The organism is Roseateles sp. GW821-FHT09H11, assembly GCF_059415845.1.
This window is the reverse complement of record NZ_JBWKOA010000003.1, coordinates 167593-192208: the sequence shown is the minus strand read 5'-3', so window position 1 is coordinate 192208 and position 24616 is coordinate 167593. Positions and strand designations below refer to the sequence as shown.

The window sequence follows — 24616 nt, the reverse complement described above, 5'->3', positions numbered from 1 at the left end:
GAGCGCCGACGCTTCGCTCCGTTCCTCTCGCAGCACCGTGGAGGATTCGCGAACGACTGCGGAGGACGAGCGCCGCCTCTCCACGAGGCATGGGGGATCCCTCCTGGACCCCCAAGCCTCATTCCGGTCGCATCACCTCGGAGAACTCATGAAGAAGTCATGGCTCGCGGCGCTCGTCCTTGTGGCCGGCGCCGCGCATGCGCAGAACACGGCGTCCTCGTTGCGCGTGATCCTCGTCGGCGATTCGACGATGGCCACGAAGAGCGGCTACGGCGACGCGCTCTGCGCACGCTTCAAACCCGAGGTCACCTGCCTCAATGTCGCCAAGGGCGGGCGCAGCACGAAGAGCTTCCGCGCCGAAGGCCTCTGGGGTCAGGTCTTGACGCTGCTGCGTGATCGACCGCCGGGTCAGGCCGACGTGGTGCTGATGCAGTTCGGCCACAACGACCAGCCCGGCAAGCCGGGCCGCTCCACGGACCTGCAGACCGAATTCCCCGTGAACCTGGCCGGCTACATCGCCGACGTCGCGCCGACCGGTGCGCGTCTGGTGATGCTCACGCCGCTCACGCGCCGGAGCTTCGATGCGCAGGGCAGGCTCGAGAACACCCTGCGCCCCTGGGCCGACGCGACGATCCGCGTCAGCACCGAGCATCAGGTCCCGTTGATCGACTTGAACGCGATCAGCCACGCGGCGGTGCAGACGATGGGCGAGACCGAGGCCGACACACTCGCGATGGCGCCGAAGCCGATCGATGCGCCTGCGCAGGCCGCCTCCTCGCCCGAGCGCGCGGGCGCCGCGAATCCCGTCTTCGACCGCACGCACCTGGGCGCCAAGGGCGCGCAGGTGTTCTCGGCGATGGTCGCCGAGCAATTGGTCGTCGTGATGCCGGAGCTCAAGCGCTGGATGCGCTGAGCGCGACGTTCGAGACCTCCAACGCAGACTTCAGCGCGACTCGGCGCGGAGTCGGCCCGGACCCGGCGCGGATTCAGAGCAGATCTGCCATCGCCTCGGCGGGAATGATCGCGCCGGGGTGACCGATCACGCGCGCCGCCACCCGGTTCCCATGCGCCGCCGCGCTCACGGCATCCTGCCCCGACAGCCGACGCGCCAGATAGCCGCCCGCGAAGGAGTCACCGGCCGCCGTCGTGTCGACGACGCGCTCCACCCATTGCGTCGGCGCTTCGAGCCACACGCCCCGTCCCTCCCCCTCTCCCGCTTGCGGGAGAGGGCTGGGGTGAGGGCCAGCGACCTGCGCAGGCCGCCCTTGCGCGTCGGCAGCACGAACGAGCGTCGATGAAGCGCCGCGCTTGATCAGCACTTCGGGTGTCGACAAGGCCTTCGCATGAGCAATGGCCGCGTCGAGGTCCGGCAGGTCCATCAGCGCCTGATGATCGTCCGCCGTCACGAGCGCGATCGTGGCGAGCGAGAAGGCCCGCTCGAACTCGACACGCGCCGCATGCCGGTCCGCCCACAGGCGAGGCCGGTAGTTGTTGTCGAAGACGACATGAGCGCCGCGCTCGCGCATCGCGGCCATCAATGCATAGAGCCGTTCCCGCCCCGCCGGCGGCAGGATCGCGAGCGTGATGCCGCTGAGGTAGAGCGCGTCGAAGTCTTCCGCGTGCGCCTCCAGCGGCGTGCGTTCGACCTCGAAGTACGCCTTCGCCGCGGCGGTGTCGCGCCAGTAGTGGAAGCTGCGCTCGCCGCGACCGTCGACCTCGATCATGTAGAGCCCCGGCATGCGGCCCGCAAGGCGCCGTACCAGGCGCGTGTCGATGCCCTGCTCGCGCCAGCGATCGAGCAGGCCGGCGCTGAGACCGTCGTCGCCGAGGGCCGTCGCATACGCCACCTCCAGGCCAGCCGCGGCCCCGCAGCGGCGCAGATAGACGGCGGTGTTGAACGTGTCCCCGCCGTAGCCCAGCGTCATCGCGCCGAAGGCCTCGCCCTTGAGCTCCAGCATGCATTCGCCGATCACGGCCACGCGCGTTGTCATCGAGTCGTCCCCTCTTCCACCGTCTCCGGCCCATGCGTCATTCCACTTTTGAAACGACGTTCCGGATTTTGGTTTCAGAGCGCGGGAACCACCACCGGGGTGACCCGAAGGTCGATGCATCGAGCGCTCCGAACTGCTCCCGTCAGTACTTAGCGCCGCCCGGCCGGCGACAGCCGCCATTGACGACACGTCGCGGTGTCGAGCGCGACCACGCGACCCTCGTCGTCGAAGAACATCCAGGTGCCTCGGAAGTGGCGTGCCCGCGGCGGCTTGTCGGATCGCCACGGCCAGTGGGCGTGCAGGCGCCCGGTCTCGTAGCAGACCAGTTCGACGCGGGCCGGACCCGGGAGCTCTTCGACCCCCCTCCCATCCAGACAGGTGGCTATCCATGGGCCGCCGAAGCCGATGGTCCAACGCGCCTCATCCAGCAGGACGGGGAACTGCCGCTTGGCATCCGTCGGGTCCTGCGGCTGCAGACACGACAGGTCGTCGCCATCGGTGAATGCGTACAGGTCGATCAGCCTGCCGTCGTTGATCGCCACGCGCTGCGTCGGGATGCCGCGCTTCGCCGGCATCAGCGGCTGCAGGGTGTCGCGGCGAGCCAGGCGACGTGTCGGCAGGCTGTAGACCCAGAGCTCATCGGCCAACCGGGCCCCATCGCCCGCGACCCACCATTGCTCGAGATCCTCGCGCGTGTCCACGGCCATGACCCGTCCCGGCAGGTCCGCGACCTGCCACAGCACGTCGCCGAGCATCGGCGACGACACGTCCAGCACGCGGACGCGCGTGTCCGTCGAGGTCGTCCAGGTCTCGCCGTCGAACTGGGGCGAGTAGGCATGGAAGGTGTGCGTACCCAGGTCGATGACGCGATCCTGCGGCACGATCAAGCGGGTCACGCGCCACTCGTCGACGCGGCGTCGGGCCAGCAGCAGCGCGGAGCCGCCATCGAAGGCGCCTACCAGACGATCCGCCGGCACCGGCAGATGCGCGCGACGCCGGCCTTGCGCGTCCAGGCGCACCACACCCGATTCACCGAGCGCCAGCAGCCATTCGCCGTCCGGCAACGGCAGCGCGTCGAACACGGCCAGCCCGCAGGCCTCGGGCGTCTCGCCGGCCAGGGGCTCGTTGCGCTGATGCAGCGGCTGCGGCGTCCGGTCGATCGACGAGCCCTTGATCGCGGGCAGATCCGCAGTGAACGCGGCATCGCCGACCAGGCGCGAGAAGCGCGTGACGTCATCAACGCTCAGCAGCGGATGCGCCAGGCGCGACTGGTCTTCGAGCAAGGGGCCGATCAGGCGCAGCGCGATGCGCCTCGACTCCGGCACGAGGCCGGTGAACGTCAGCAACTCATGGGCCATCGCGGCGCGCTCGACCGAGCACCCGGGCGTGAAGATCCAGCGGTCCACTGCGTCCTGCTGAAGCGCCAAGGTCTGCGGCCATCCCTGCACGCGCCAGATCAAGGCATACGCCGTCTCGGCTCCGCCGGCGGCCTCCATGGTCGCGAGCCAGGCCGCCGCCCTTTCGCGCTCGTCGGCCGCCGGCCAGATCGTGCGGACCGCCGCGCGGAACTCGCCGCGCTGCGCCAGCGATTCCGCCCATTCGATGCGCAACCGGCGCCCGATGTCGGGCCAGTTCCTTTCCAGTTCGACGACGGCCACCCCGAACGCGCGGTCGCGCCGCGCCACGCGCACGGCCTGACGCCAATCCCCGGCCAACGCGTAGTAGCGCACGATCACCGATGGCGACAGGTCCCAGCTCAGCGCCAGCTCCGCCGCCTTGGCGAACTGCTTCTGACGTTCCAGTAGGTCGAGCGCGCTCTGCTTCTCGTTGAGCAGGACCGCGAGCACGTAGGCCGCCTCGTCGAAGCGGCCTTGCGCCTCCAGGCGTTCAGCCGTCTTGCGATAGAGCTGGCGCAGGTGCGCGAGCAGCGCGTCCCCGCCGAAGAACGCGGTGCCGCCATGGGGCGTCGTGTTCAGCGACAGGTCCTGTCGCGGCCCCAACAGGAAGCCCGGTCCGCGTGAGAGATCCCGCAGCGCGTCGCCACCCAGCGGCGGCGCATGCCGCAACGCCTCCTTGAGCTGGTCGTCGTCGAACATGCGCATCACGCGACGCATGTAGGCCGCGTTGCGTACACCAATCAGCGACATCAGGCCGGTCGTGGCCGACAGGCGCGCCGCCCACCGGCGCCAGGCCTGCGGACGGAAGTCGGCGCGGCGCAGACGCTCCCGCAGGCCGCCCGCCTGCGTGCCGCCCTTGCCGCCCGCCGCGGTCTTCGCGCCCCCGGTGCCTCCGGTCTTGCCGGCGCGAGCGCGTGCGGCCGGCCGGTACTGTCGATCGGCCCCGGACGACAGCACCGCCAGCAGCACCATCACGACGATGGCGATGAACAGGAGCACGAACCAGAAGCTCGCGCCGTCGTCAGACCCGGGTCGAGGTCGCATATCCGACGCGATTCGCAGCACGGCGATCACGCCGAACATCATCAGCACGTTGCGCCCGGTCGACCACCCGCCCGAGCCCTCCCCGCCGGCGCTTGACGGCGCAGGGCCTTCCGCACCGTGTATCGGCGCGTCCTTGGCCACGCGACGTTCTCCCACGCGCCGCATGGCCTCGAGCATATCGAGCGTGGCCGGCGCGATCTCCCCCGGCACGTCCGGACCCAGCACCTCGCGCAGGTCGCGCGGCGCCACGACCAGTCGCGCCTCCGGCGCAGGGAGCGTCAGGTCGAAGGTCCTGATCAATGGCACGTCCACGTCGATCCATTCGGACGGATCAGCGCGCCGCGACTCGGCGAAACGCAGCACGCGCAGGCGTCCGCCCTCGGCCAGCCAGGCAGCGGCACGGCCCGGGCCGACGCCATCGCCGATCTGCATCCATTCCTCATCCGTCACCGCCGCGCTGCACAGCACGCCGTGCTGGCGCCGCAGCGGCCAGGCGCCGAGCGCGCCGCAGTCCATCCAGCGGGCCGACGGCCAGCACAGCAGATCGCCGTCGTCGAAGCGGTACAGCGACGCGCCGTCGCGCCAGTGTTCCAGCACCGCGCGGCGCCGCGCCGCTTCATCCAGCCAACCGGCCGGCCACCACAGCGCATCGACCGGCTGGCGTCCCGCCAGCACCGGTTGGCGAATGTCCGCACCCGCGCTCATGGCGTCGGCTCCTTCTGCTCACCGGCCACGTCGTCGCGGGACACCATCAGCAACTGGCCGTCTGTTCCGTCCAGCACGAGCAGTTCGCGGTCCCGCGTCAGCACGGCGACGCGGCCCGTCTCCGCGCACACCTCAGCCTGCACGATGTCGGCGTTGGCGCTGAACAGCGGCCGCAGGCCGCTCGATGACAGGCGCGCCACGGTGCGCCGGCCACTGCCCAGCACGATCAGTGCCGCAGACGCTTCGTCGCACGGCGGGGCCAGCCCGATCGCCGTAGCGCCGTCGCGCAGCGCCAAGGTCGCGGTGGGCAAATCCGGGCGCTGGCCCGGACGGAACAGGTGCATCCCGGGCAAGGCCCAGCACAGGTGCCAGGTCTCCTCCGGCTTGCGGTGCACCCGGACCGCCAGGGCCGCCGGCATCGACGACTGGCCGCTGCCTCGATCCGGGCGCACTGCCAGCAGCGCGCGATCGGCCGTCCCCGCCGCCTGCAGCATCGACGTGCCGACCAGTTGTCGGGTCCGCAGTCCCACCCATCCCAGCCACACCTGCCCCTCCGCCAGGTAGGCCACCAGCGCCGAGGTGGACGTCACGCTCGTCAGTGCGATCACGTCGTAACCGATGGCGCGCAGCGGCGCGTCCTTCGGTCCCGGCGCCGCCGGCCAGAACGACAGGCGCCGGGTGCTGTCGACCAGCAGCAGTGCCGACTCGCTGGCGTCCGTCAGCTGCGCCATCGGCAGCCACCGGGCCGTGCCGGGGACATGGACGAACACGTCGGTCGGGTCCAGCTGGCGATGGACGAAGCGTTTCACCTGCCAGCCGTGGAAGCGGCGCTGCTCCCCATACTGGATCAGCGCGTGCGCGTTCAGGCCGCTGAGGCCGAAGGCCACGGGATGCGCGTTCACGGCCCATTGCGGCGCGCGGCGCTGCACGGGCCGGCTCGATCCCGGCGGTGGAACGGTGAAGATCAGCGCCGTGTGCGATCCCGCCACGCCCGGCACGAGGACCGAGCCGCCGCCGCGCGAGAACACCGGCGGGTGTGTCAGGGCCATGGCGGGCGCCTTGGCGCGCGGCGGCGCGCGTTTGCCCGAGCCCTGGGGACGCGGCCCGTTCAGTGGCGCGACCGGCACCGGCGTCTTGAAGTCCGCCCGCATCAACCGTGCGGCGAGACGTTCTTCGGGTAGCGGCAACGTGGTCCGCCGCGTCACGCCGGACGCGGCGAAGACCACGTCCAGTTGCGTCGACGTCCACTGCAATCGGAAGTTCAGCACCCGCTCGCTGCCGGCGGGCGCGGCCAGGTCCGGCGTCGGCGCGCCGATCCACCAGAGTTCGGCCTCGGAGAGGTGCGGGCCCGGCGCACCGTTCTCGTCGCGCGACTCGCCCATCATGGACAACACGCCGCGCCACGCGTCTCGATCCACTTCGGAGGCGGGCGCCAGCGTGCGCGAGCTCATCAGCCGGACGAGGTCGGCGCTGCGCGCCGCGCCATGCAGCGCGCCCGGTTGCTGCACGATGCCCCAATGCAGGGTCCCACCGAGCTCCGCGGCACGGCGCGCGAGCAGCACCCATGCGGCCAGATGCGCCAGCCGCGGCGCTCCCAACTGCAAGGGCCCGGCATCGAACAACGCGACCACTGCGCGATCCGTCGGCATCGCCTTCAACGCAGGCGCCAGGAACAGGTGCTCCGACGCGGCCGCACGGCGCAGGAACTCCTCCGGCAACTCGTCGGCCAGCAGCCACTCGGTCGTCAGCAGCCGGTCGTAGGGACCGCGCGATCGCAGATCGCCGAGGCCCTCGGGCTCCATGTCGGCGCGTCCTGATCGCGCCTGCACCGGGCCAGCCAGGTCCTGCAGGCGGCGCACGAGATCGCCAAGCGTTTCCGCCAGCGCCGGGTCGAACCAGCCCAGCCAGTTGCGCCAGCGGTGCAGCGGCGACGGCAGCGCCATGGGCGCGCTCATGTCGAGGGCACCTCCACCGCCAGTTCCGCGGCAATCGCCACCTCGATCTCCCAGCGCGCCGCGAGCAGGCGCAGCGTGGCGTCGTCGGCCGGCTGCGCGCGATCCAGCGGCAACGCGATTTCCGGTGACGGCCACAGCAACAGCGGCGAGCGCGGATGGCGCCGCCGCAGCGCGCGCAACACCAGCTCGGGATCGAGATCCAGCGTCGCGTGCGTGGGCAGCCAGAGCATCGTCGCGCGCGCGCTCGGCGCGGCGTAACGCACGCCGTCGACCCAGGGCACGACGGCGGTGTTGCCCAGCACGACGAGCCAGTCCTCGGCGGCGGTCAACCGCAGGCCCTCGCGCCGTGTCGGCGTCAAGCCGGCCAGCCGGGTCAGCAAGGCCCGGCTCGCCGCGCCCTGCGCGACGGCGGCCTGCGGGCGCACCGCCGCGTCCTCTGCCGGCGGCCGCCACGCCCAGCGGCGCGGTGCCACGGCCCGGTCCGCCTCGGTCATTGCAGCGTCGCGCCGCCCGCGGGCGCGCTGTCGTCGCGCACGCGCGCCAGCAATTGCCCGCGGACAGCCCCGAGTTCCGCAGGCAGTTGCTCCACCGCGAAATTGGCGTCGATCTCGCGCAGCACGCCCTCGATCGCCGCGCGCTCGGGGTTGGCCGTCACCTCCAGGCAGGCCTGGGCCTGTGCGAGCAGACGCCCGACCCGCGACAGCGGCTGCATCGCGGCTTCCTCGACGGCGAATCGCAGGTGCGGGTGCTCCGCCTGCGCGAACAGGTCCTTCAACACGTCGCGCGCCTGCAGCTGCGCCTGCTGCGTGGGCAGCACATAGCGCAGCGGCCAGAGGTCAGCCGGCGCGGCTTCCAGCCGGCCCGCCAGCACGGCCGCCGCTGCGATCAAGCGCTGCGCCTTGACGATGCGGCGGTCCGACAGCCGCAAGCCGGCGGCCCGCAGCTGGCGGATCGCATCGGCGAGCGCGGGACGCACCGTGTCCATGCGGACCTCTCGCAGTTGACGGCTCAGAAGGTCCAGATGGGCCATGGCGCCGACGCCGTCAACGGTCTGAAAGTCGCTGCGCCAGCCGCCTTGCAGCAGCGCCTCGAGCTGCTCGTCAGGCACCGGCTCGACGAAGGCGTGGAGCAGGAAGCGGTCGGCGAAGGCGGCGAGCGCCTCGTCCTCGGGCAAAGCGTTGGCGGCGCCGACGCAGACACGCAGCGGGCAGGCGAGCTGGGTGTGGCCGCGCCGGAAGCGGCGTTCGTTGAGCACGCCCAGCAGCGTGTTGAGGATCGCCGTCGAGCCGAGAAACACCTCGTCGAGGAAGGCGACATCCGCCTCGGGCAGCATGCCGGTGACGTCGGTCTCGACCGTGCCTTCGCGCAGCTTGCGCAGGTCGACGGGGCCGAAGAGTTCGGTGGGCTCGGTGAAACGGCCCAGCAGGTATTCGAAGTAGCGACCGCCCAAGGCCTGCGCGACGCGTCGCACGACGGCACTCTTGCCGGTGCCTGGCGGTCCGACGACCAGCAGATGTTCCTGCGCCACGGCGGCGAGGACGATCAACTCGGCCAGCGGCTCACGGCCGACGAGGCCGACCGTGGCGGCATGCAGGGCGGCGCGCAGCTCGCGCGCGGCATCGGAGATGGCGGTCATGACAAGGCGGCTCTGCGGCCGGGTTCGGTGCATTCCCGGCTCGACGCGCACGTCCTCCCTCCGGGGCTGTCCTGGATTATGGCGACTCGTCGCCCGCCTCCGTGTGACGTGCCTCGTCAGCGGACGATCGCCACGATGGCTCCCGCAGTTTCGGCCGCTGAGGCTGTTCCCTCAGTTCGCGCAACACGGGCAGATCCCGCGCCTCGACCTGCACCGAATGCTCCGCAACAGGGCGTCGGTCGACGACAGGCTTGGGGTGGCGGAAGAAGAACATGGCGCCCACATCGAGACGCGCCGCGGCGCTTCAAGCGAGGGGAATCCCTCGCCGCTCACTGCTGCTGGACGCGCATCCACTGCACCGATTCGGTGTCACCCCAGTCGACGCAGCCATTGGTGCCGGTGATGAGCACGGGCTTGTTGGCCGCAAAGGCCATTAGTGCATTGGCCGCCATGGCCTTGCCCTCAGGCGTGGTGATCCGGATCACGAAGCGGCGCGAGCCGTTGGTTTCAGTGCCGCAAGCGGGCGCGCCGCTCGGCGCTGTGTCCATGTAGAGGAAGAGCCCATGCGCCTGACTCTCCGTCGCGGTGATCCGTCCGTAGACGGTCCCCGCCCAGGATGCGACGGGCAGAAGAAATGCGAATGCCGCGACGGCGGCGGATCGGAGCAGTGCGGATGCCATGGTGTGATCTCCCTCTTTGAGCAACGTTGTGAACGACTTTCCGGTCGTGCCTGTTTCGGCGGAGCCGGATGTTAGTCGTTGCCGATGTCGCGCGCCTGCTTCTGCCCGCGTGCCTGCTTCTGCCCGCGTGCCTTCAACGCGCCTTGAACCACCGCCCCAACGCCGCCCGTTCCTCATCGGTGATGCCGGTCGCGTTGTTCAGCGGCATGGTCTTCTGCACCACGACCTGCTGGTAGATCTCGGCCGCGTGCTGCTCGATCATCTGCGGCTCGTGGAACTGGATCCGCTTGGGCGCCAGTGCCGCGTTGTGGCACGCCAGGCAGCGCGCATTGACGATCGTCCTGACCTGCTCGAAGGTGACCTTCGACGGATCACCACCCACGCCCGCCGCGCCGGGGTCAGGTGTTGCCGAAGAAGACACCGTCGGTGCGGCCGTGACCGGCACCGTCGCCGGCTGCGGCGCCAGCCACGCGATCAGCACGGCGAGCAGCATGACCACCGCCACCAGCAGCGGCCACGCGTCGATGCCCTTGTGGCGCTTCACGAACCAGGTCCGCACCAGCGCGCCCGTCAGCATCAGCATCACCAGCACCAGCCAGCTGTGCGCGTGGCTGTACAGCATGCCGTAGTGGTTGGACAGCATCGCGATCAGCACCGGCAGCGTGAAGTAGGTGTTGTGCACGCTGCGCTGCTTGCCGCGCTGGCCGTGGACCGGGTCCACCGGCCGCCCCGCCCGCATGTCCGCGATCACCTGCTTCTGGCCCGGGATGATCCAGAAGAAGACGTTCGCGCTCATCATCGTGGCGATCATCGCGCCCGTGATCAGGAAGGCCGCACGACCCGCGAAGAGCTGGCACGCGCCCCAGGCCGCGCCGACGACCGCCACCGCGATCAGGCCGAGCACCACGCCGTCGTTGCCGATCGAGCCGTCGGCCTTGCGGCCGAAGCGCCGGCAGATCTGGTCGTAGACCAGCCAGCCGCCCGCGAGGAAACCGAGCGCACCGGCCACGGCCGCGGGCGCGCTCCAGTCGAAGACGCGCTTGTCGATCAGGTAGGTGTCCGCGTTGAAGAGGTACAGCAGCGCGAAGAGCGCGAAGCCGCTCATCCACGTCCAGTAGCTCTCCCAGTAGAACCAGTGCAGGTGCTGCGGCAGGTTGGCCGGCGCGACCATGTACTTCTGCGGGTTGTAGAAGCCGCCGCCGTGCACCGCCCACAACTCGCCGTCCACGCCCTTGGACTTGAGGTCCTCGGCCTGCGGCTTGAGCAGGTGGTTGTCCAACCAGACGAAATAGAACGAGGCGCCGATCCAGGCGATGGCCACGATCACGTGCAGCCAGCGCAGCAGCAGATTGGCCCAGTCAAGCAGGTAGCTGTCCATCAACGAACGTCGAGCAAGATCCGGACCACCACTGCGGGCGCTGTGAACCGGCAAGCGTCGCGCTGAGAAAGTCGGGGCGCCGCGGCGACGTCTAGGGGCGAAGTGTATACAGTCTTGGACGCGGACTGCGACGGCCGCCGGCCTCACCCCTGCCCTCTCCCGCAAGCGGGAGAGGGAGCCAGAAGAGCTCGTCCATCGCTTGTGCCAGATGGCTGCATTGCCCCCTCTTCCGCAAGCGGGAGAGGAGCCTTACAGCGGCTCGGTCGGCTCCTGCATCGCCTGCGCCACGACCGACAGGGCCACCATCTCCGGCTGCTTGCCGGGGATGCCGGGAATGCCGATGGGGCAGGTCACGTGCGCCAGCTCGGCGGGCGTGAATCCGCGCGCCTCCAGCCGGTGGCGGAAGGTCGCCCACTTGCTCTTGCTGCCGATCAGGCCGATGTACGGGAGATCGCGCGACTCGCGCTGGCGCTTCAGGCAACTGGCGAGGATGTCGAGGTCCTCGGCATGGCTGAAGCTCATGATCAGCACGTGCGAGCCTGGGGCCAGCATCGGCACCGCGCCCTGCACGGGCTCGGAGTGCTCGGCGCGGACGTTGTCCGGCAGCGGGTCCGGGAACACCCCCTCGCGACTGTCGATCCAGTGCACCGTCGCCGGCAGCTTCGCCAGCAGGTCGACGATCGCCCGGCCCACGTGACCGCCGCCGAACAGCGCGATACGCCGCCATTCGCGCTGATCGCCCAGGCGATCGGCCAGTCCGGCGATCGACTGCGCATCCAGCCATTCGAAGGCCAGCCAGACGACACCGCCGCAGCATTGCCCCAGCGAGGGTCCGAGCGCGAAGCGCTGGCGCAGCTCCATCACCCGTCCCGACGCCAGCGCAGCCCGCGCCTTGGCGATCGCGTCGAATTCGAGCTGTCCGCCGCCGATCGTGTTCAGGACGTCGGAGGCGGTCACGGCCATCCATGCGCCCACCTCCCGCGGCCCGCTGCCCTGCAGCTCGTCGACGCGCACCAACACCGCCGGCTCGCGCGCGAGTCTCAGGGCCAATGTCTGCCAGGACCGCATGCGAGGACCTCAGCTGCCCCGGTAGGTCGAGTACGACCAGGGGCTCGCCAGCAGCGGCACGTGGTAGTGCGCGCCGGGGTCGGCAATGCCGAAGTCCAGCGGCACCTCGTCCAGGAAAGCCGGCTCCGGCAGCGTCACGAGGCGGCTGCGGAAGTACTCGGCCACCGCGAAGACCAGCCGGTAGCGCCCGACCTGCAGCGCCGCGCCGTCGAGCAGCGGCCCGTCCGCGCGGCCGTCGGCGTTCAGCGTCAGCGCCTGCAGCAGGCGCGGCTCGCCGGACTCGATCCGGTACAGCCGGACGGCCATGCCCGCGGCCGGGCTGCCGTGCATCGTGTCGAGGACGTGAGTCGTGAGCTTGCCCATCGGCGCCTTCGTTGAAAAGGGGAATGAAAGTACAAAGTGTATACACTTGCGAACACCATGAACGCCCGGGACATCGATGCCAGCGCTTCCGTCACCGGACGCATCACCGCCGCCATCACGCAGGCGATCGTCGAGCGGCGGCTGATGCCGGGCACCAAGCTGGTGGAGCAGCAGCTGGCGGACATCTTCGACTGCTCGCGCACGCTGGTTCGGCAGGCGCTGAACCAGCTCAGTCGCGATCGGCTCGTGCGGCTGGAACCGGCGCGCGGCGCCTTCGTCGCGCAACCCAGCGTCGAGGAAGCGCGCCAGGTCTTCGAGGTGCGCAAGATGCTCGAGGCCGCGATGCTGGCCGACCTCTGCCAGCGCATCACCCCCGCGCAGATCAAGCAGCTGCGCGCCCATCTGAAGCAGGAACGCGAGGCCGTCGCACGCACCGACGTCCCCGGCCGCACGCGGCTGCTGGCGGACTTCCACGTCGTGCTCGCCCGCATGCAGGGCAACGAGGTGCTGGCGCAGCTGCTCACCGACCTGCTCTCACGCAGCTCGCTGATCGCGCTGATGTACCAGAGCTCCCATTCCGCCGCCGAGTCGCAGGCCGAGCACGATGCCATCGTCGATGCGCTGGAGGCCCGCGACAAGCGCGCGGCGCTGAAGCTGCTCGATGCCCACCTCGGCAACGTCGAGGCCAACCTGCGGCTCGATCCGCGTGTGCAGGACCTGAAGTCGGTCCTTCAACGCTGATCGCGCCGCCCTCCTCCGACTCCTCCGACACCTCCACCCAACCCGTCGCATGACACCCGTCGCATGAAGCCCGTTGTCTCTCCCGGTTATCCCCGCGACCTCATCGGCTACGGCGAGCATCCGCCGCACGCGCAGTGGCCGGGCCAGGCGCGCATCGCCGTGCAGTTCGTCCTCAACTACGAGGAAGGCGGCGAGAACTCCGTGCTGCACGGCGACGCCGGCAGCGAGCAGTTCCTGTCCGAGATGTTCAACCCGCCGGCCTTCCCCGCGCGCCACCTGAGCATGGAAGGCATCTACGAATACGGCTCGCGTGCCGGCGTGTGGCGGCTGCTGCGCGAGTTCGAGAAACGCGCGCTGCCGCTGACGGTCTTCGGCGTGTCGATGGCGTTGGAGCGGCATCCGGAGCTGACGAAGGCCTTCGTCGAGCTGAATCACGAGATCGCGTGCCACGGCTGGCGATGGATCCATTACCAGGGCGTCGATGAATCCATCGAGCGCCAGCACATGGACATCGGCATGGACATCATCCAGCAGCTGACCGGCGAGCGGCCGTCGGGCTGGTACACCGGCCGCGACAGCCCCCACACGCGCCGGCTGGTGGCCGATTTCGGCGGCTTCGAGTACGACAGCGACTACTACGGCGACGACCTGCCGTTCTGGCTCAACGTCCGCAAGACCGACGGCGCGCTGACACCGCATCTGGTCGTGCCCTACACGCTGGACTGCAACGACATGCGCTTCGCGCTGCCGCAGGGCTTCAGCCATGGCGATGAGTTCTTCGAGTACCTGCGCGACACCTTCGACGTGCTCTACGCCGAGGGCGCCGAGTCGCCCAAGATGATGAGCATCGGCATGCATTGCCGGCTGCTCGGCCGACCGGGCCGGATGCGCGCGCTGCAGCGTTTCCTCGATCACGTCGAGAAGCACGACCGTGTCTGGGTCGCCCGCCGCGTCGACATCGCCCGCCACTGGCGCGCCACGCATCCGTTCGATGCGGACCAGGCCTTCGTGTGGGGCTGAATCGCTGAGCATCCGATGAGCACCTCTTCGCCAACACTTCCGCCCTCGCCGTCCCTGTCCCTCGCCGCGCTGGACGCGGCCGGTGAGGACGCCTTCGTCGCGCTGCTGGACGGCGTCTACGAGCACTCGCCGTGGATCGCGCGACGCGCCTTCGCCCGGCGTCCCGCAGGCGGCTTCCCGAGCCTCGCGACGCTGAAGCATGCGATGGCGACCGTCGTGCGCGAGGCCGCGCTCGACGAGCAGCTCGGCCTGATCCGAGCGCATCCGGAACTCGCCGGCAAGGCGATGGTGGCGCAGGCCTTGACCGCCGAGTCCACGAACGAGCAGAGCCGTGCCGGCCTCACGAACTGCTCGCCGGAGGAGTTCGCGCGCCTGCAGCAACTGAACGCGGACTACAACGCGCGCTTCGGCTGGCCCTTCATCCTCGCCGTGCGCGGCCCGCGCGGCGATGGCCTGACGCGACAGCAGATCATCGAGACCTTCGCGCGGCGCCTGAACGCGCACCCGGACATCGAGCGCGCCGAGTGCCTGCGCAACATCCATCGCATCGCGGAGATCCGGCTCAACGACAAGTTCGGCGTGGCGCCGACCCTGGGCAACCAGGTCTGGGACTGGGCGGAGTCGCTGGCGCGGTTCTCCGATCTCGGCTTCGCGGAGAACGGCCAGCTCACCGTCCTGTACCTGACCGACGCCCATCGCGCCGCGGCGGCGCAACTCGCCGACTGGATGCGCGAGTGCGGTTTCGACGAGGTCGGCATCGACGCGGTCGGCAACGTCGTCGGCGTCTATCACGGCGAACACCACGGCCAGGCCGACGAGCCTCCTCGGCTGCTCACCGGCAGCCACTACGACACCGTGCGCAACGGCGGCAAGTACGACGGTCGGCTCGGCATCCTCGTGCCGATGGCCTGCGTGCGCGAGCTCAAGCGCCAAGGGCGCCGGCTCAAGCACGGCCTCGAGGTGATCGGATTCTCCGAAGAGGAAGGCCAGCGCTACAAGGCGACCTTCCTCGGCTCCAGCGCGCTGGTCGGCCGCTTCGATCCTGCGTGGCTGGATCAGGCCGATGCCGACGGCGTCGTGCTGCGCGACCTGATGCGCGACGCCGGCCTGCCCGGCACGATGGCGGCGATCCAGGCCTTGAAGCGGGATCCGGCGCGCTACCTCGGTTTCATCGAGGTGCACATCGAACAGGGGCCCGTGCTCAACGAGCTCGACCTGCCGCTGGGCATCGTCACCTCGATCAACGGCAGCATCCGCTACGTCGGCGAAGTGCGCGGGCTCGCCTCGCACGCCGGCACGACGCCGATGGACCGCCGCCGCGATGCCGCCGCCGCGGTCGCGGAGTTGATCCTCCACGTCGAGGAACGCGCGGGCGCGGTGCCCGAGGTCGTCGGCACCGTCGGGCAGCTGCAGGTGCCCAACGGGTCCATCAACGTGATCCCGGGCCGCTGCCGATTCAGCCTCGACCTGCGCGCGACGACCGATGCGGCGCGCGACGCGCTCGACGCCGACGTGCGCGCCCGTCTCGCCGAGATCTGCGAGCGCCGCGGCGTCAGCTTCACGCTGGAACGCACCGAGGCCGCCGCCGCCGCGCCGAGCGATGCGGCGTGGCAGGCGCGTTGGGAGGCAGCCGTCGACACGCTCGGTCTGCCGGTGCACCGCATGCCCTCGGGCGCCGGCCACGACGCGATGAAGCTCCATCAAGCGATGCCGCAGGCCATGCTGTTCCAGCGCGGACTGAACCTCGGCATCAGCCACAACCCGCTCGAAGCGATCAGCAACGACGACACCGAACTCTGCGTGCAGGCCTTCCTCGCGCTGCTCGACCGGCTGTGAACGCCGCCCGATCTCCTGGAACAGACCTCCCATGACCGCTTCCGCACCCACCTCCTCCCAGATCGCCTACGACACGCTCGACGCGTGGATCGACGCCCACTTCGACGAACAAGTCCGCTACCTGCAGGCGCTGGTGCGCGTGCCCACCGACACGCCGCCCGGCAACAACGCGCCGCATGCCGAGCGCACGGCCGAGCTGCTCGCCGAGATGGGCTACGTCGCCGAGAAGCACCCGGTGCCCCAGGCGCAGGTGCGCGAGTACGGGCTGGAATCGCTGACCAACCTGATCGTCCGCCGCCGCTTCGGCGCTGAAGGCAGCGGCCCGGTGATCGCCCTGAACGCGCACGGCGACGTGGTGCCGCCCGGGGATGGCTGGACGCACGACCCGTACGGCGGCGAAGTGGTCGACGGCCAGCTCTTCGGGCGCGCGTCGGCCGTCAGCAAGAGTGACTTCTCGACCTACACCTTCGCGCTGCGCGCAGTGGAAGCATTGGCCGCGCAAGGCGCAGCACTCAAGGGCGGCGTCGAACTGCACTTCACCTACGACGAGGAATTCGGCGGCGAGCTCGGCCCCGGCTGGCTGCTGCAACAGGGGCTGACGAAGCCCGATCTGCTGCTTGCTGCCGGCTTCAGCTACCAGGTGGTCACTGCGCACAACGGCTGCCTGCAGATGGAGGTCACGGTTCACGGCAAGATGGCGCATGCCGCGATCCCGGACACCGGCATCGATGCGCTGCAGGGCGCGGTCGTGATCCTGAACGCGCTCTACGCGCGCAACGTCGCGTACCGCGAGGTCACGTCGAAGGTCGAGGGCATCCAGCATCCTTACCTGAACGTGGGCCGCATCGAGGGCGGCACGAACACCAATGTCGTGCCGGGCAAGGTCACGTTGAAGCTGGATCGCCGGATGATTCCGGAAGAGGATCCGATCGTCGTCGAGGCGGAGATCCGGGACACCATCGCGACGGCTGCGGCCTCGTTCCCTGGCATCACGCTCGACGTGAAGCGCCTGCTGCTGGCGCGCGCGCTCAAGCCGCTACCGGGCAATCAACCGCTGGTCGACGCATTGCAGCGTCATGGCGAGGCGGTCTTCGACGAGCCGATCCCGACCTCGGGCACGCCGCTGTACACCGATGTGCGTCTCTACGGCGAGCACGGCATTCCTGCGGCGATTTATGGTGCGGGTCCTCGCACCGTGCTGGAGTCGCATGCCAAGCGTTCGGACGAGCGAGTCGACTTGGACGACCTGCGCCGCGCGACGAAGGTTGTCGCGCGCACCCTCTTCGATCTCTTGAGTCCGACCTGAGTCCGCGACTCGTCGAACGCGAAGCGGGCATGGCCGGGGCCGGCGGCGAAGCCGAGCGTTCAAGACTGACTTGAGCGCCGTCTGTTTGAGTGCAGTGAGCCGCAGGTGAACGGAACGAGTTGGCGCGCCAAGCGAGGCGTGAGCCGCCGGCCCCGGCCATGCCTGCTTCGCGCGCTCCCCCTAGAATGCCCTGCGTGATGCACCCGCAATCCCCCCCTGTCTTCGCCCGCTGGATGACCGTCCTGGTCTTCTGGCTGGCGGCGCTGCTGCCTGCGGCGTCGATGGGTGCGCAGGCGTTGAACGGGGATTTGGCGCCTTGGACGCAGATCTGCCGCTCCAGCGTCGTCGGCCCTCGCGCTGCCGAGTTGCGCGCGGGGTTGGCGGACAGCGGCGTCGACGACCAGGACCATGCGTTGTTCCAGCACTGCGCGTTCTGCCACCTGCACCAGGACGTGCTGCCGCTGCCGCCGGTGCCGGGGGTGCTGCCGCTGCGCACCGAGCTGCGCCACGGCCTGCCGGAGCGCTTCTACAGCGCCGCGGTCACCGCGCACGCCTGGCGCAGCGCGCCGGCCCGTGCGCCTCCTCTGACGGTCTGAAGTTTGCCGCGCCGGCTTGCGCCGGTGCTCCTTCATTCCGTTGGAGTTTCTTTCCATGCACAGCATTTCCCGTGCGCGCCGGCTGAGAGCCGGTGCGCTGACGGTGCTGGCGTCCGCTTCCGCTGCCGCGTCCACGATCGTGTACGCCGCGGAGGACGCCGACGTCCGCGCTCTTTCCCTGGGCATCGTCCGTGTCGACGGTGCCGCGCCGACCTCGCTCCCGAGCCGCATTCCCACGACGATGGAGGGCGTCACCGGCGAGGCCATCGCCCGCGACATCAATGCCACCGATGCCGAGGACGCGCTCAAGTATCTGCCCAGCCTGCTGGTGCGCAAGCGCTACATCGGCGACTACAACCATGCCGTGCTGTCGACGCGCGCGTCGGGCACCGGCAACAGCGCGCGCTCGCTGGTTTATGCGGACGGCATCCTGCTGTCCAACCTGCTGGGCAACGGCGCGACCTTCGCCCCGCGGTGGGGCCTCGTGTCGCCGGAGGAGATCGCCCGCGTCGACGTGATGTACGGGCCGTTCTCGGCGGCGTATTCGGGCAATGCGGTCGGTGCCGTCGTCGACTACCAGACGCGCATGCCGACGCGTTTCGAGGCGCACGCGCGGGTGGGCTACAGCCATCAGCCGAATGATCTCTACGGCCACAAGCGCGACTACGACGCGAAGCAGGCGAGCGCCTCGATCGGCAGTGCGGACGGCGCGTTCTCGTGGTGGCTGCACGCCGGCCGCACCGACAGCGAGGGCCAGCCGCAGACCTTCGCGAACAGGACCCTGAGCTCGGCCGCGCCAGCGTCCGGCGCGGTGCCGGTCTCGGGCGCGGTGGCAGGGCTCAACCGCGCCAACCAGCCGTGGCTGCTGCTGGGCAGCGGCACGCAATACGACACGGTGCAGGACCAGGCAAAGCTGAAGCTCGCCTACGACATCGATCCCAGCCTGCGGGCGATGTATGTCTTCGGGCTGTGGAGCAACAACTCCGACGGCCGCTCGCAGAGCTTCCTGACGGACGCGAACGGGCGGACGATCGATCACCGTTCCGGCGGCGGCATCACCCAGCCGGTCAGCATCGACGGCAAGGGCTATTCGCTGAGCGCGAGCGACTTCCCGCAGACGCGCGACGAGCTTGAGCACCGCATGCATGCGATCTCGCTGAAGCGCCGCGTGCGCGACGGGCTCGGCTGGGAGGTCTCGGGCAGCCTGTACGACTACCTCGCCGACCGCTCGCGCGCCTACGCGCCGACGAGCGCAGCCCCCGACGCCGGGCGGCTCACCGACCAGGCGGGCACCGGGTGGAACACGCTGTCGGGGAAGCTCACCTGGACGCCCGACGGCAGCGATCACACGATCGATGCGGGCGTGTCGCAGGAGCGCTATCGGCTGCGCACGCGGGTCTCCGCGTTGGCGGATTGGCGAGATGGCGATGCCGGCGCGCTGACCTCGCGCTTCGAGGGTGACACGCGCGTGCGGGCCGTCTTCGCCCAGGACGCCTGGGCCTTCGCGCCCGACTGGACCGCGGTGCTGGGCCTGCGCGGCGAGCACTGGCAGTCGTTCGAAGGCGTCACGCAGTCGACGACGAACCTGCAAAACCACCCGTCACGCGCGCAGACCGCGTGGTCGCCGAAGGCGGCGCTGTCGTACGGACTGAGCGATCAGTGGGTGATCAAGGCCAGCACCGGCCGCGCGGTGCGCTTCCCGACGGTCAGCGAGCTGTTCCAGGGCGGCTTCAACGCCGCGGGACAGTTCATCAACAACGATCCCAACCTGAAGGCCGAGCGCAGCTGGACCAGCGAGCTCAGCGCCGAATGGACCGGCAAGGATCGCGACGCGCTGCGGGTCACGCTCTTCCACGAGGACAGCCGCGATGCGCTGTATTCGCAGCTGAACGTCGCGACCAATGCGAACACGGTGCAGAACATCGACCGCATCCGGACGCGGGGCGTCGAGCTCAGCGGAACGGCGGGACTGCCTCGGCGCGTGAGCCTGACGGGCAGCGTGACCTTCGCCGATTCAATCATCCTGGCCAACGCCGGCTATGCGACGGTGCCCGGCGACACGATCGGCAAGTGGCAGCCGCGCGTGCCGCGCTGGCGCGCCACGATGCTCGCGCAGTGGCAGGCACGCGACGACCTGAGCCTGAGCCTCGGCGCGCGCTACAGCGGCAAGCAGTTCAGCACGCTCGACAACAGCGATGTGAACGGCTTCGCCTACATGGCGGCGAGCAAGTACTTCACCGTCGACGTGCGGGCCCAGTGGCGGATCGACAGGCAGTGGACGCTCGCGGCCGGCGTCGACAACCTCAACAACTACCAGTACTGGAACTTCCATCCGTATCCGGGGCGGACCTTCCAGGTGGAGGCGAGGTGGGACTACTAACCTGATCGCGGGGGCGGCCACAGCCGAGCCACGTGCACCACGTGCACGATCCAGATGACCGCCCCGACGCGTCGGTAGTAGATGCGGTAGTTGCGCTGGAACGTGAACTCCAACATCCCCGTCGCATCCGATCGCGTCCCGATGCCAGGCTTCGCCGCGAGAGTGCCGAACGTCTTTCGGAACAACCTGCCGTACCGCTCTGCGGCTGGCGGGTTGTCCGCACGGATTCGATTGAGGATGACAGCCAGGTCTTGGATCGCTGGGGGCAAAAGCTTGAAGCTCAAGGCTCTTGCGGTGAACCCTTGTCCACCGTCCCATAGTTGTCGTCCAGGAACTTGTCGAGTTCCTCCTCGGAGATCAGTTCGCCACGAATGCCTTGGAGCAGGCTCGCCTCCACGGCTCGATACGCGACGGTACGCGGATTGGTGGGGTCCGCAAACTCCGGAGAGTTCCGGAACAGCATCTCGCGGATCATCTGGTCGACCAGATCGTCCAACTTGAAGTGGACCTCCGCGGCGAACGCTTCCAACTGCTGCTTGAGCTCCGGATCGATACGGACGGTCAAGGTATTGGGGTTGGTGTCGGTCATAGGCGGACTGAAGTCGATGCGCTTTAGGACAGCGTTCATTCTGCACCTGCACTTTCCAATGAAGGGGGATGCGGGATTCTGAGAACGATCCGGCACCGCGGCATTCGAGCCAAAGGCCAAAACAACCAGGACAAGTCAGTCGTCCGCGAAAGACGATCACTTTGAGCCACCGTCGCCGCGATGGATTCGATGAAGTTCGTCCACCCCGTACTTCCCCGCCCTGACCAAAGGCACCCCACGGACAGCGGGGCACAATTCCCGCCCACCGCCCCGAACGGCCACGAGCCGCGCGGGGCGGCTTCCCGACTCCAGGAGCACATCGCATGCATTCCCGTCTTTCGTTGACCGCCGCGCTGGTGGTCGGGCTCGGCGCCGCGACGGCCGCCACCGCGCAAACCGCCTCGGCCCCCGCCACGACCTCCGCCAATGCGTCGGCCGCCTCGCAGGGCCTGACCTACCCGGTCACCCGCAAGGTCGACCAGACCGACAACTACCACGGCACCACCGTCGCCGATCCCTACCGCTGGCTCGAGGACGACAACAGCGCCGACACCAAGGCCTGGGTCCAGGCCGAGAACGCGGTCACCGACAAGTTCCTCGCCGCGATGCCGCAGCGCCTGCCCGCGCGCAAGCTCTACACCGACCTCTACAACTTCGAGAAGTTCGGCGTCCCCTACAAGGAAGGCGGCCGCTACTTCTGGACCCGCAACAACGGCCTGCAGCAGCAGGCGGTGCTCTACACCGCACGCAGCCTGAAGGACACGCCGCAGGTCGCGCTCGACCCCAACACGCTGTCCAAGGACGGCACCGTGGCCCTGACGGGCAGCGTCGTGTCCAAGGACGGCCGCCTGCTGGCCTACGGCACCGCCGGCGCCGGCTCCGACTGGCAGACCTGGAAGGTCCGCGACCTCGACACCGGCAAGGACCTGGACGACACCATCGAGTGGGTCAAGTTCTCCGGCGCGTCCTGGACGCCGGACGGCAAGGGCTTCTTCTATTCGCGCTACGACGCGCCCAAGGAAGGCGCGGCCCTGACCGGCGCCAACTACTTCCAGAAGGTCTACTACCACCGCCTGGGCACGCCGCAGTCCGCCGACACGCTGGTCGTGGAGAACCCGGCCGAGAAGGAATGGGGCTTCAACGTCGACGTCACCGACGACGGCCGCCTCGGACTGATCAACGTGTGGAAGGGCTCCGCCCGCAAGAACGGCCTGATGCTGCTGCCGCTGGACGGCAAGGGCGGCTACGCCGGCGCCAAGCCGGTGCCGCTGACCGTCAGCTTCGACGCGGAGTACGCGCCCGTCGTGCTGGACGGCCAGCGCCTGATCGTCAAGACCGACAAGGACGCGCCGCGCGGCCGCCTGATCGCGATCGACCTGGACAAGGACTGGACGGCCAAGGATCCGAAGACCTGGACCACGCTGGTGCCCGAGACCAAGGACGCGCTGAACGCCGCCAACGGCGTCGGCGGCCAGCTGGTGCTGAGCTACCTGCAGGACGCCGCCACGCTGGTGCGCGTGCACGCCCCCAGCGGCAAGCATGTGCGCGACATCCAGCTGCCCGGCGTCGGCACCGCCGCCGGCTTCGGCGGCAAGTGGAACGACCCGGAGACCTTCTTCAGCTACACCAGCCTGACCACGCCCGGCGAGATCTGGCGCCTGGACGCGAAGACCGGCAAGGCCGAGCTGTTCAAGCGCGCGCAGACCGCGTTCGACGCGAGCGAATTCGAGAGCAAGCGCGTCTTCGTCACCAGCAAGGACGGCACCAGGCTGCCGATCTTCATCGCCCACCGCAAGGGCCTGAAGCTGGACGGCAGCAACCCGACGCTGCTCTACGGCTACGGCGGCTTCAACGTGCCGATGACGCCGGGCTACGGCGTCACCGCCGCGACCTGGATGAAGATGGGCGGCGTCTACGTGCTGGCCGTGCTGCGCGGCGGCGGCGAGTACGGCGCCGCCTGGCACGAAGCCGGCACCAAGGCCAAGAAGCAGAACGTCTTCGACGACTTCATCGCCGCCGGCGAGTACCTGGTGTCCAGCAAGTACACGCAGCCCGCGAAGCTCGCCATCAACGGCGGCTCCAACGGCGGCCTGCTGGTGGGGGCGGTCGTGAACCAGCGTCCGGACCTGTTCGGCGCCGCCGTGCCGCAGGTCGGCGTGATGGACATGCTGCGCTTCCACAAGTTCACCATCGGCTGGGCATGGACCTCGGACTACGGCAGCTCGGAGAACGCCGCCGACTTCCAGTGGCTGAAGGCCTATTCGCCGCTGCACACGATCAAGAGCGGCGCGCGTTATCCGGCCATCCTGGTGACCACCGGCGACCATGACGACCGCGTCGTCCCGGCCCACAGCTTCAAGTACACCGCGACGCTGCAGGCCGCCGACACCGGCCCCGCGCCCAAGCTGATCCGCATCGAGACGCAGGCCGGCCACGGCGCCGGCAAGCCGACCTCCAAGATCATCGAGGAGCGCGCGGACATCCTGGCCTTCATCGCGAACACGTTCGGGATGGACGTCAAGTGATGCGCGTGATGCACGTGATGAGCGACCTGCGCGAGATGCCCGACAGGGCGACGCGCTGACCCGTCGGTGCGCTTGCGCGCACCGGACCGGATCATCTTCAGGCCCGGCCCGTCTCGTACGCGCCGGGCTTGTCGTTGGTGGACCCGACTTTGATCGAACCGAGGGGTCTCGGACGACAACTGATCCTTCCAACCATCGCCTCCGACGTCGACATGCCTCCCAGGTGCCCTGGCGCCCGCCGATTCCCTGAAGACCCGGAAATGGACGAAAAAACCGGCCACTTGTTTGGCCGGATTTGCGCCCTGTTCTTTCCTTCTCGGCTTTTATGGCTGCGGCGATGATGCGAAGCATGACGACACGCCGCACGCCCGCCTCCCCGCAGTCCACGCCCCCGCGTCCCTGCCCCGGAAAGCCAGCCCCGGCGCCGGTCCCGCCCCCGCGGACCTGAGTTCTCACGATCCACGCGTCCAGGCCGCGTCCCTTCGCGGGTCGCCTCATGGCCGGCGCGCAAGCGCTCCCCATTCGCCACGCCGCAGCGCCACGCCCTCAGCAGTCAGGGCGTTCAGGCGGCGTCACAGCGCCCTTGCCCGGCCTCTCCACGAGGGGCCGGGCTTTTTTTCGTCTCTTCGGCGTCGGGCAACCGGATGTCCTCGGTGAACCGGCGACGAACAGCGTCGACTGACACTCTTTCGTCACGCCGAGACTGCCATGTACTTGCCCCCCGTCGCCCCCCTTCTCCCCGCGTCCTTGCCCGACTCCGAAGTCGACTTGAACGCGGCCCGCCAATCGTTCCTGGCAGCGCTCAAAGCCGGCGACGCGCCATCACTCAGCGCCTCGCTGCAGGCGCTGCACGCATCGCCCGTCGAGCTCGCCCGACTCTTGAAAGAGCCGTCCGGTCACCATCGTCAGAGCGCACTGCGTGGGGCCATGGCGAACGGCCACGAAGCATCGGTGCAGTTGCTGCTCTCCGCCGCCGGCGTGCTCCGGAAGGACAAGGCGATCGGGGTCGAGGACGAACGCAAGTTGCTGACCGAGGCAATGAGCAACGAGGCGCTCGACCATCCGGAGGTCTTCGCGCCCTGGCTGCAGGCGCTCAAGCTGGCCGTCGATGGCGGCCGCATGAACGCCAGGGAGGCCAAGCAGGCCCTGCTGCCGACCAGCTTGAGATATCACGCCGACATCCGGACATGGGCGGGGGATCCGGGGAAGGCCGATCGCCTGCGTCAGTGGGGCACGCTGATCTCGCAGGCGCAGGCCACCGGCCTGATCACCGCGAAGGAAGCTCGGACAGTGCTGCAGGGCCCCTACAACACGGCGTTGAGGACCATGCTGGAGCGAAGCAACAAACCCGAGGCGCTGGCGGCCTACATGGATGCACAAGCCATCGTGGCCGCCAAGGGCTGACC

20 protein-coding genes are annotated in these 24616 nt (G+C 69.4%); 9 read left to right on the top strand and 11 right to left on the bottom strand.

Annotated elements, in window-relative coordinates:
- The first annotated feature begins 148 nt into the window (after positions 1-148).
- Positions 149-913, top strand: a complete 765-nt coding sequence (locus tag AC07PR_RS11650; protein ID WP_495135397.1) for a rhamnogalacturonan acetylesterase — start codon at positions 149-151, stop codon at positions 911-913.
- A gap of 73 nt (positions 914-986) precedes the next feature.
- On the opposite strand, the gene AC07PR_RS11645 is transcribed toward AC07PR_RS11650, so the two are convergent.
- The 9 genes from AC07PR_RS11645 to uraH all read right to left on the bottom strand — a co-directional run bounded on the left by AC07PR_RS11645 (position 987) and on the right by uraH (position 12217).
- Complete coding sequence (locus AC07PR_RS11645; protein WP_495135396.1) at positions 987-1991, bottom strand: sugar kinase; 1005 nt, start codon at positions 1989-1991, stop codon at positions 987-989.
- Between the two features lie 149 nt (positions 1992-2140).
- Positions 2141-5137, bottom strand: coding sequence for a bpX6 domain-containing protein (locus AC07PR_RS11640; RefSeq protein WP_495135395.1), 2997 nt, complete (start codon positions 5135-5137; stop codon positions 2141-2143).
- Positions 5134-7092, bottom strand: coding sequence for a hypothetical protein (locus tag AC07PR_RS11635; protein WP_495135394.1), 1959 nt, complete (start codon positions 7090-7092; stop codon positions 5134-5136). The genes AC07PR_RS11640 and AC07PR_RS11635 overlap by 4 nt, the downstream gene beginning before the upstream one ends.
- Positions 7089-7586 carry a bpX5 domain-containing protein gene (locus AC07PR_RS11630; protein WP_495135393.1) on the bottom strand — a complete coding sequence of 166 codons (498 nt, stop codon included), beginning with the start codon at positions 7584-7586 and terminating at the stop codon, positions 7089-7091. Before AC07PR_RS11630 ends, AC07PR_RS11635 begins: the two co-directional genes overlap by 4 nt.
- On the bottom strand, positions 7583-8728 hold the full coding sequence (locus AC07PR_RS11625) for an AAA family ATPase (RefSeq protein WP_495135392.1): 1146 nt from the start codon (positions 8726-8728) through the stop codon (positions 7583-7585). Before AC07PR_RS11625 ends, AC07PR_RS11630 begins: the two co-directional genes overlap by 4 nt.
- A gap of 329 nt (positions 8729-9057) precedes the next feature.
- Entirely contained in the window at positions 9058-9408 is a 351-nt protein-coding gene (locus AC07PR_RS11620; protein ID WP_495135391.1) for a hypothetical protein, read from the bottom strand.
- 133 nt (positions 9409-9541) lie between these two features.
- Positions 9542-10786 carry a urate hydroxylase PuuD gene (locus AC07PR_RS11615; protein WP_495135390.1) on the bottom strand — a complete coding sequence of 415 codons (1245 nt, stop codon included), beginning with the start codon at positions 10784-10786 and terminating at the stop codon, positions 9542-9544.
- A 249-nt stretch (positions 10787-11035) separates the two neighbouring features.
- Positions 11036-11854 carry a xanthine dehydrogenase accessory protein XdhC gene (xdhC, locus tag AC07PR_RS11610; protein ID WP_495135389.1) on the bottom strand — a complete coding sequence of 273 codons (819 nt, stop codon included), beginning with the start codon at positions 11852-11854 and terminating at the stop codon, positions 11036-11038.
- 9 nt (positions 11855-11863) lie between these two features.
- Entirely contained in the window at positions 11864-12217 is a 354-nt protein-coding gene (uraH, locus tag AC07PR_RS11605; protein ID WP_377161070.1) for a hydroxyisourate hydrolase, read from the bottom strand.
- Positions 12218-12274: 57 nt separating this feature from the next.
- Here uraH and AC07PR_RS11600 point away from each other — a divergent pair, with 57 nt between their 5' ends.
- From AC07PR_RS11600 to AC07PR_RS11575, 6 genes are all read left to right on the top strand, one after another.
- Positions 12275-12958, top strand: a complete 684-nt coding sequence (locus tag AC07PR_RS11600; RefSeq protein WP_067276517.1) for a GntR family transcriptional regulator — start codon at positions 12275-12277, stop codon at positions 12956-12958.
- Between the two features lie 63 nt (positions 12959-13021).
- On the top strand, positions 13022-13978 hold the full coding sequence (puuE, locus tag AC07PR_RS11595; protein ID WP_377161067.1) for an allantoinase PuuE: 957 nt from the start codon (positions 13022-13024) through the stop codon (positions 13976-13978).
- Positions 13979-13993: 15 nt separating this feature from the next.
- On the top strand, positions 13994-15814 hold the full coding sequence (uraD, locus tag AC07PR_RS11590; RefSeq protein ID WP_495135388.1) for a 2-oxo-4-hydroxy-4-carboxy-5-ureidoimidazoline decarboxylase: 1821 nt from the start codon (positions 13994-13996) through the stop codon (positions 15812-15814).
- Positions 15815-15845: 31 nt separating this feature from the next.
- On the top strand, positions 15846-17120 hold the full coding sequence (locus AC07PR_RS11585) for a M20 family metallopeptidase (protein WP_495135387.1): 1275 nt from the start codon (positions 15846-15848) through the stop codon (positions 17118-17120).
- Between the two features lie 197 nt (positions 17121-17317).
- Complete coding sequence (locus AC07PR_RS11580) at positions 17318-17716, top strand: DUF2946 domain-containing protein (RefSeq protein WP_495135386.1); 399 nt, start codon at positions 17318-17320, stop codon at positions 17714-17716.
- A 55-nt stretch (positions 17717-17771) separates the two neighbouring features.
- Positions 17772-20096 (top strand): TonB-dependent receptor, encoded by a 2325-nt coding sequence (locus AC07PR_RS11575; protein ID WP_495135385.1) that lies wholly within the window; start codon positions 17772-17774, stop codon positions 20094-20096.
- Here the strand turns inward: AC07PR_RS11575 and AC07PR_RS11570 are convergent.
- Positions 20093-20365, bottom strand: a complete 273-nt coding sequence (locus AC07PR_RS11570) for a type II toxin-antitoxin system RelE/ParE family toxin (protein WP_495135649.1) — start codon at positions 20363-20365, stop codon at positions 20093-20095. The two genes, AC07PR_RS11575 and AC07PR_RS11570, sit on opposite strands and share 4 nt — an antisense overlap.
- Before the next feature lie 11 nt (positions 20366-20376).
- Positions 20377-20685: a hypothetical protein gene (locus tag AC07PR_RS11565; RefSeq protein ID WP_377161057.1), complete on the bottom strand. Its 309-nt coding sequence runs from the start codon at positions 20683-20685 to the stop codon at positions 20377-20379.
- Between the two features lie 323 nt (positions 20686-21008).
- On the opposite strand from AC07PR_RS11565, the gene AC07PR_RS11560 reads away from it, so the two are divergent.
- Both AC07PR_RS11560 and AC07PR_RS11555 read left to right on the top strand, forming a co-directional pair.
- Entirely contained in the window at positions 21009-23210 is a 2202-nt protein-coding gene (locus AC07PR_RS11560) for a prolyl oligopeptidase family serine peptidase (protein WP_495135384.1), read from the top strand.
- A 768-nt stretch (positions 23211-23978) separates the two neighbouring features.
- Positions 23979-24614: a hypothetical protein gene (locus AC07PR_RS11555; protein WP_495135383.1), complete on the top strand. Its 636-nt coding sequence runs from the start codon at positions 23979-23981 to the stop codon at positions 24612-24614.
- Positions 24615-24616 lie beyond the last annotated feature (2 nt).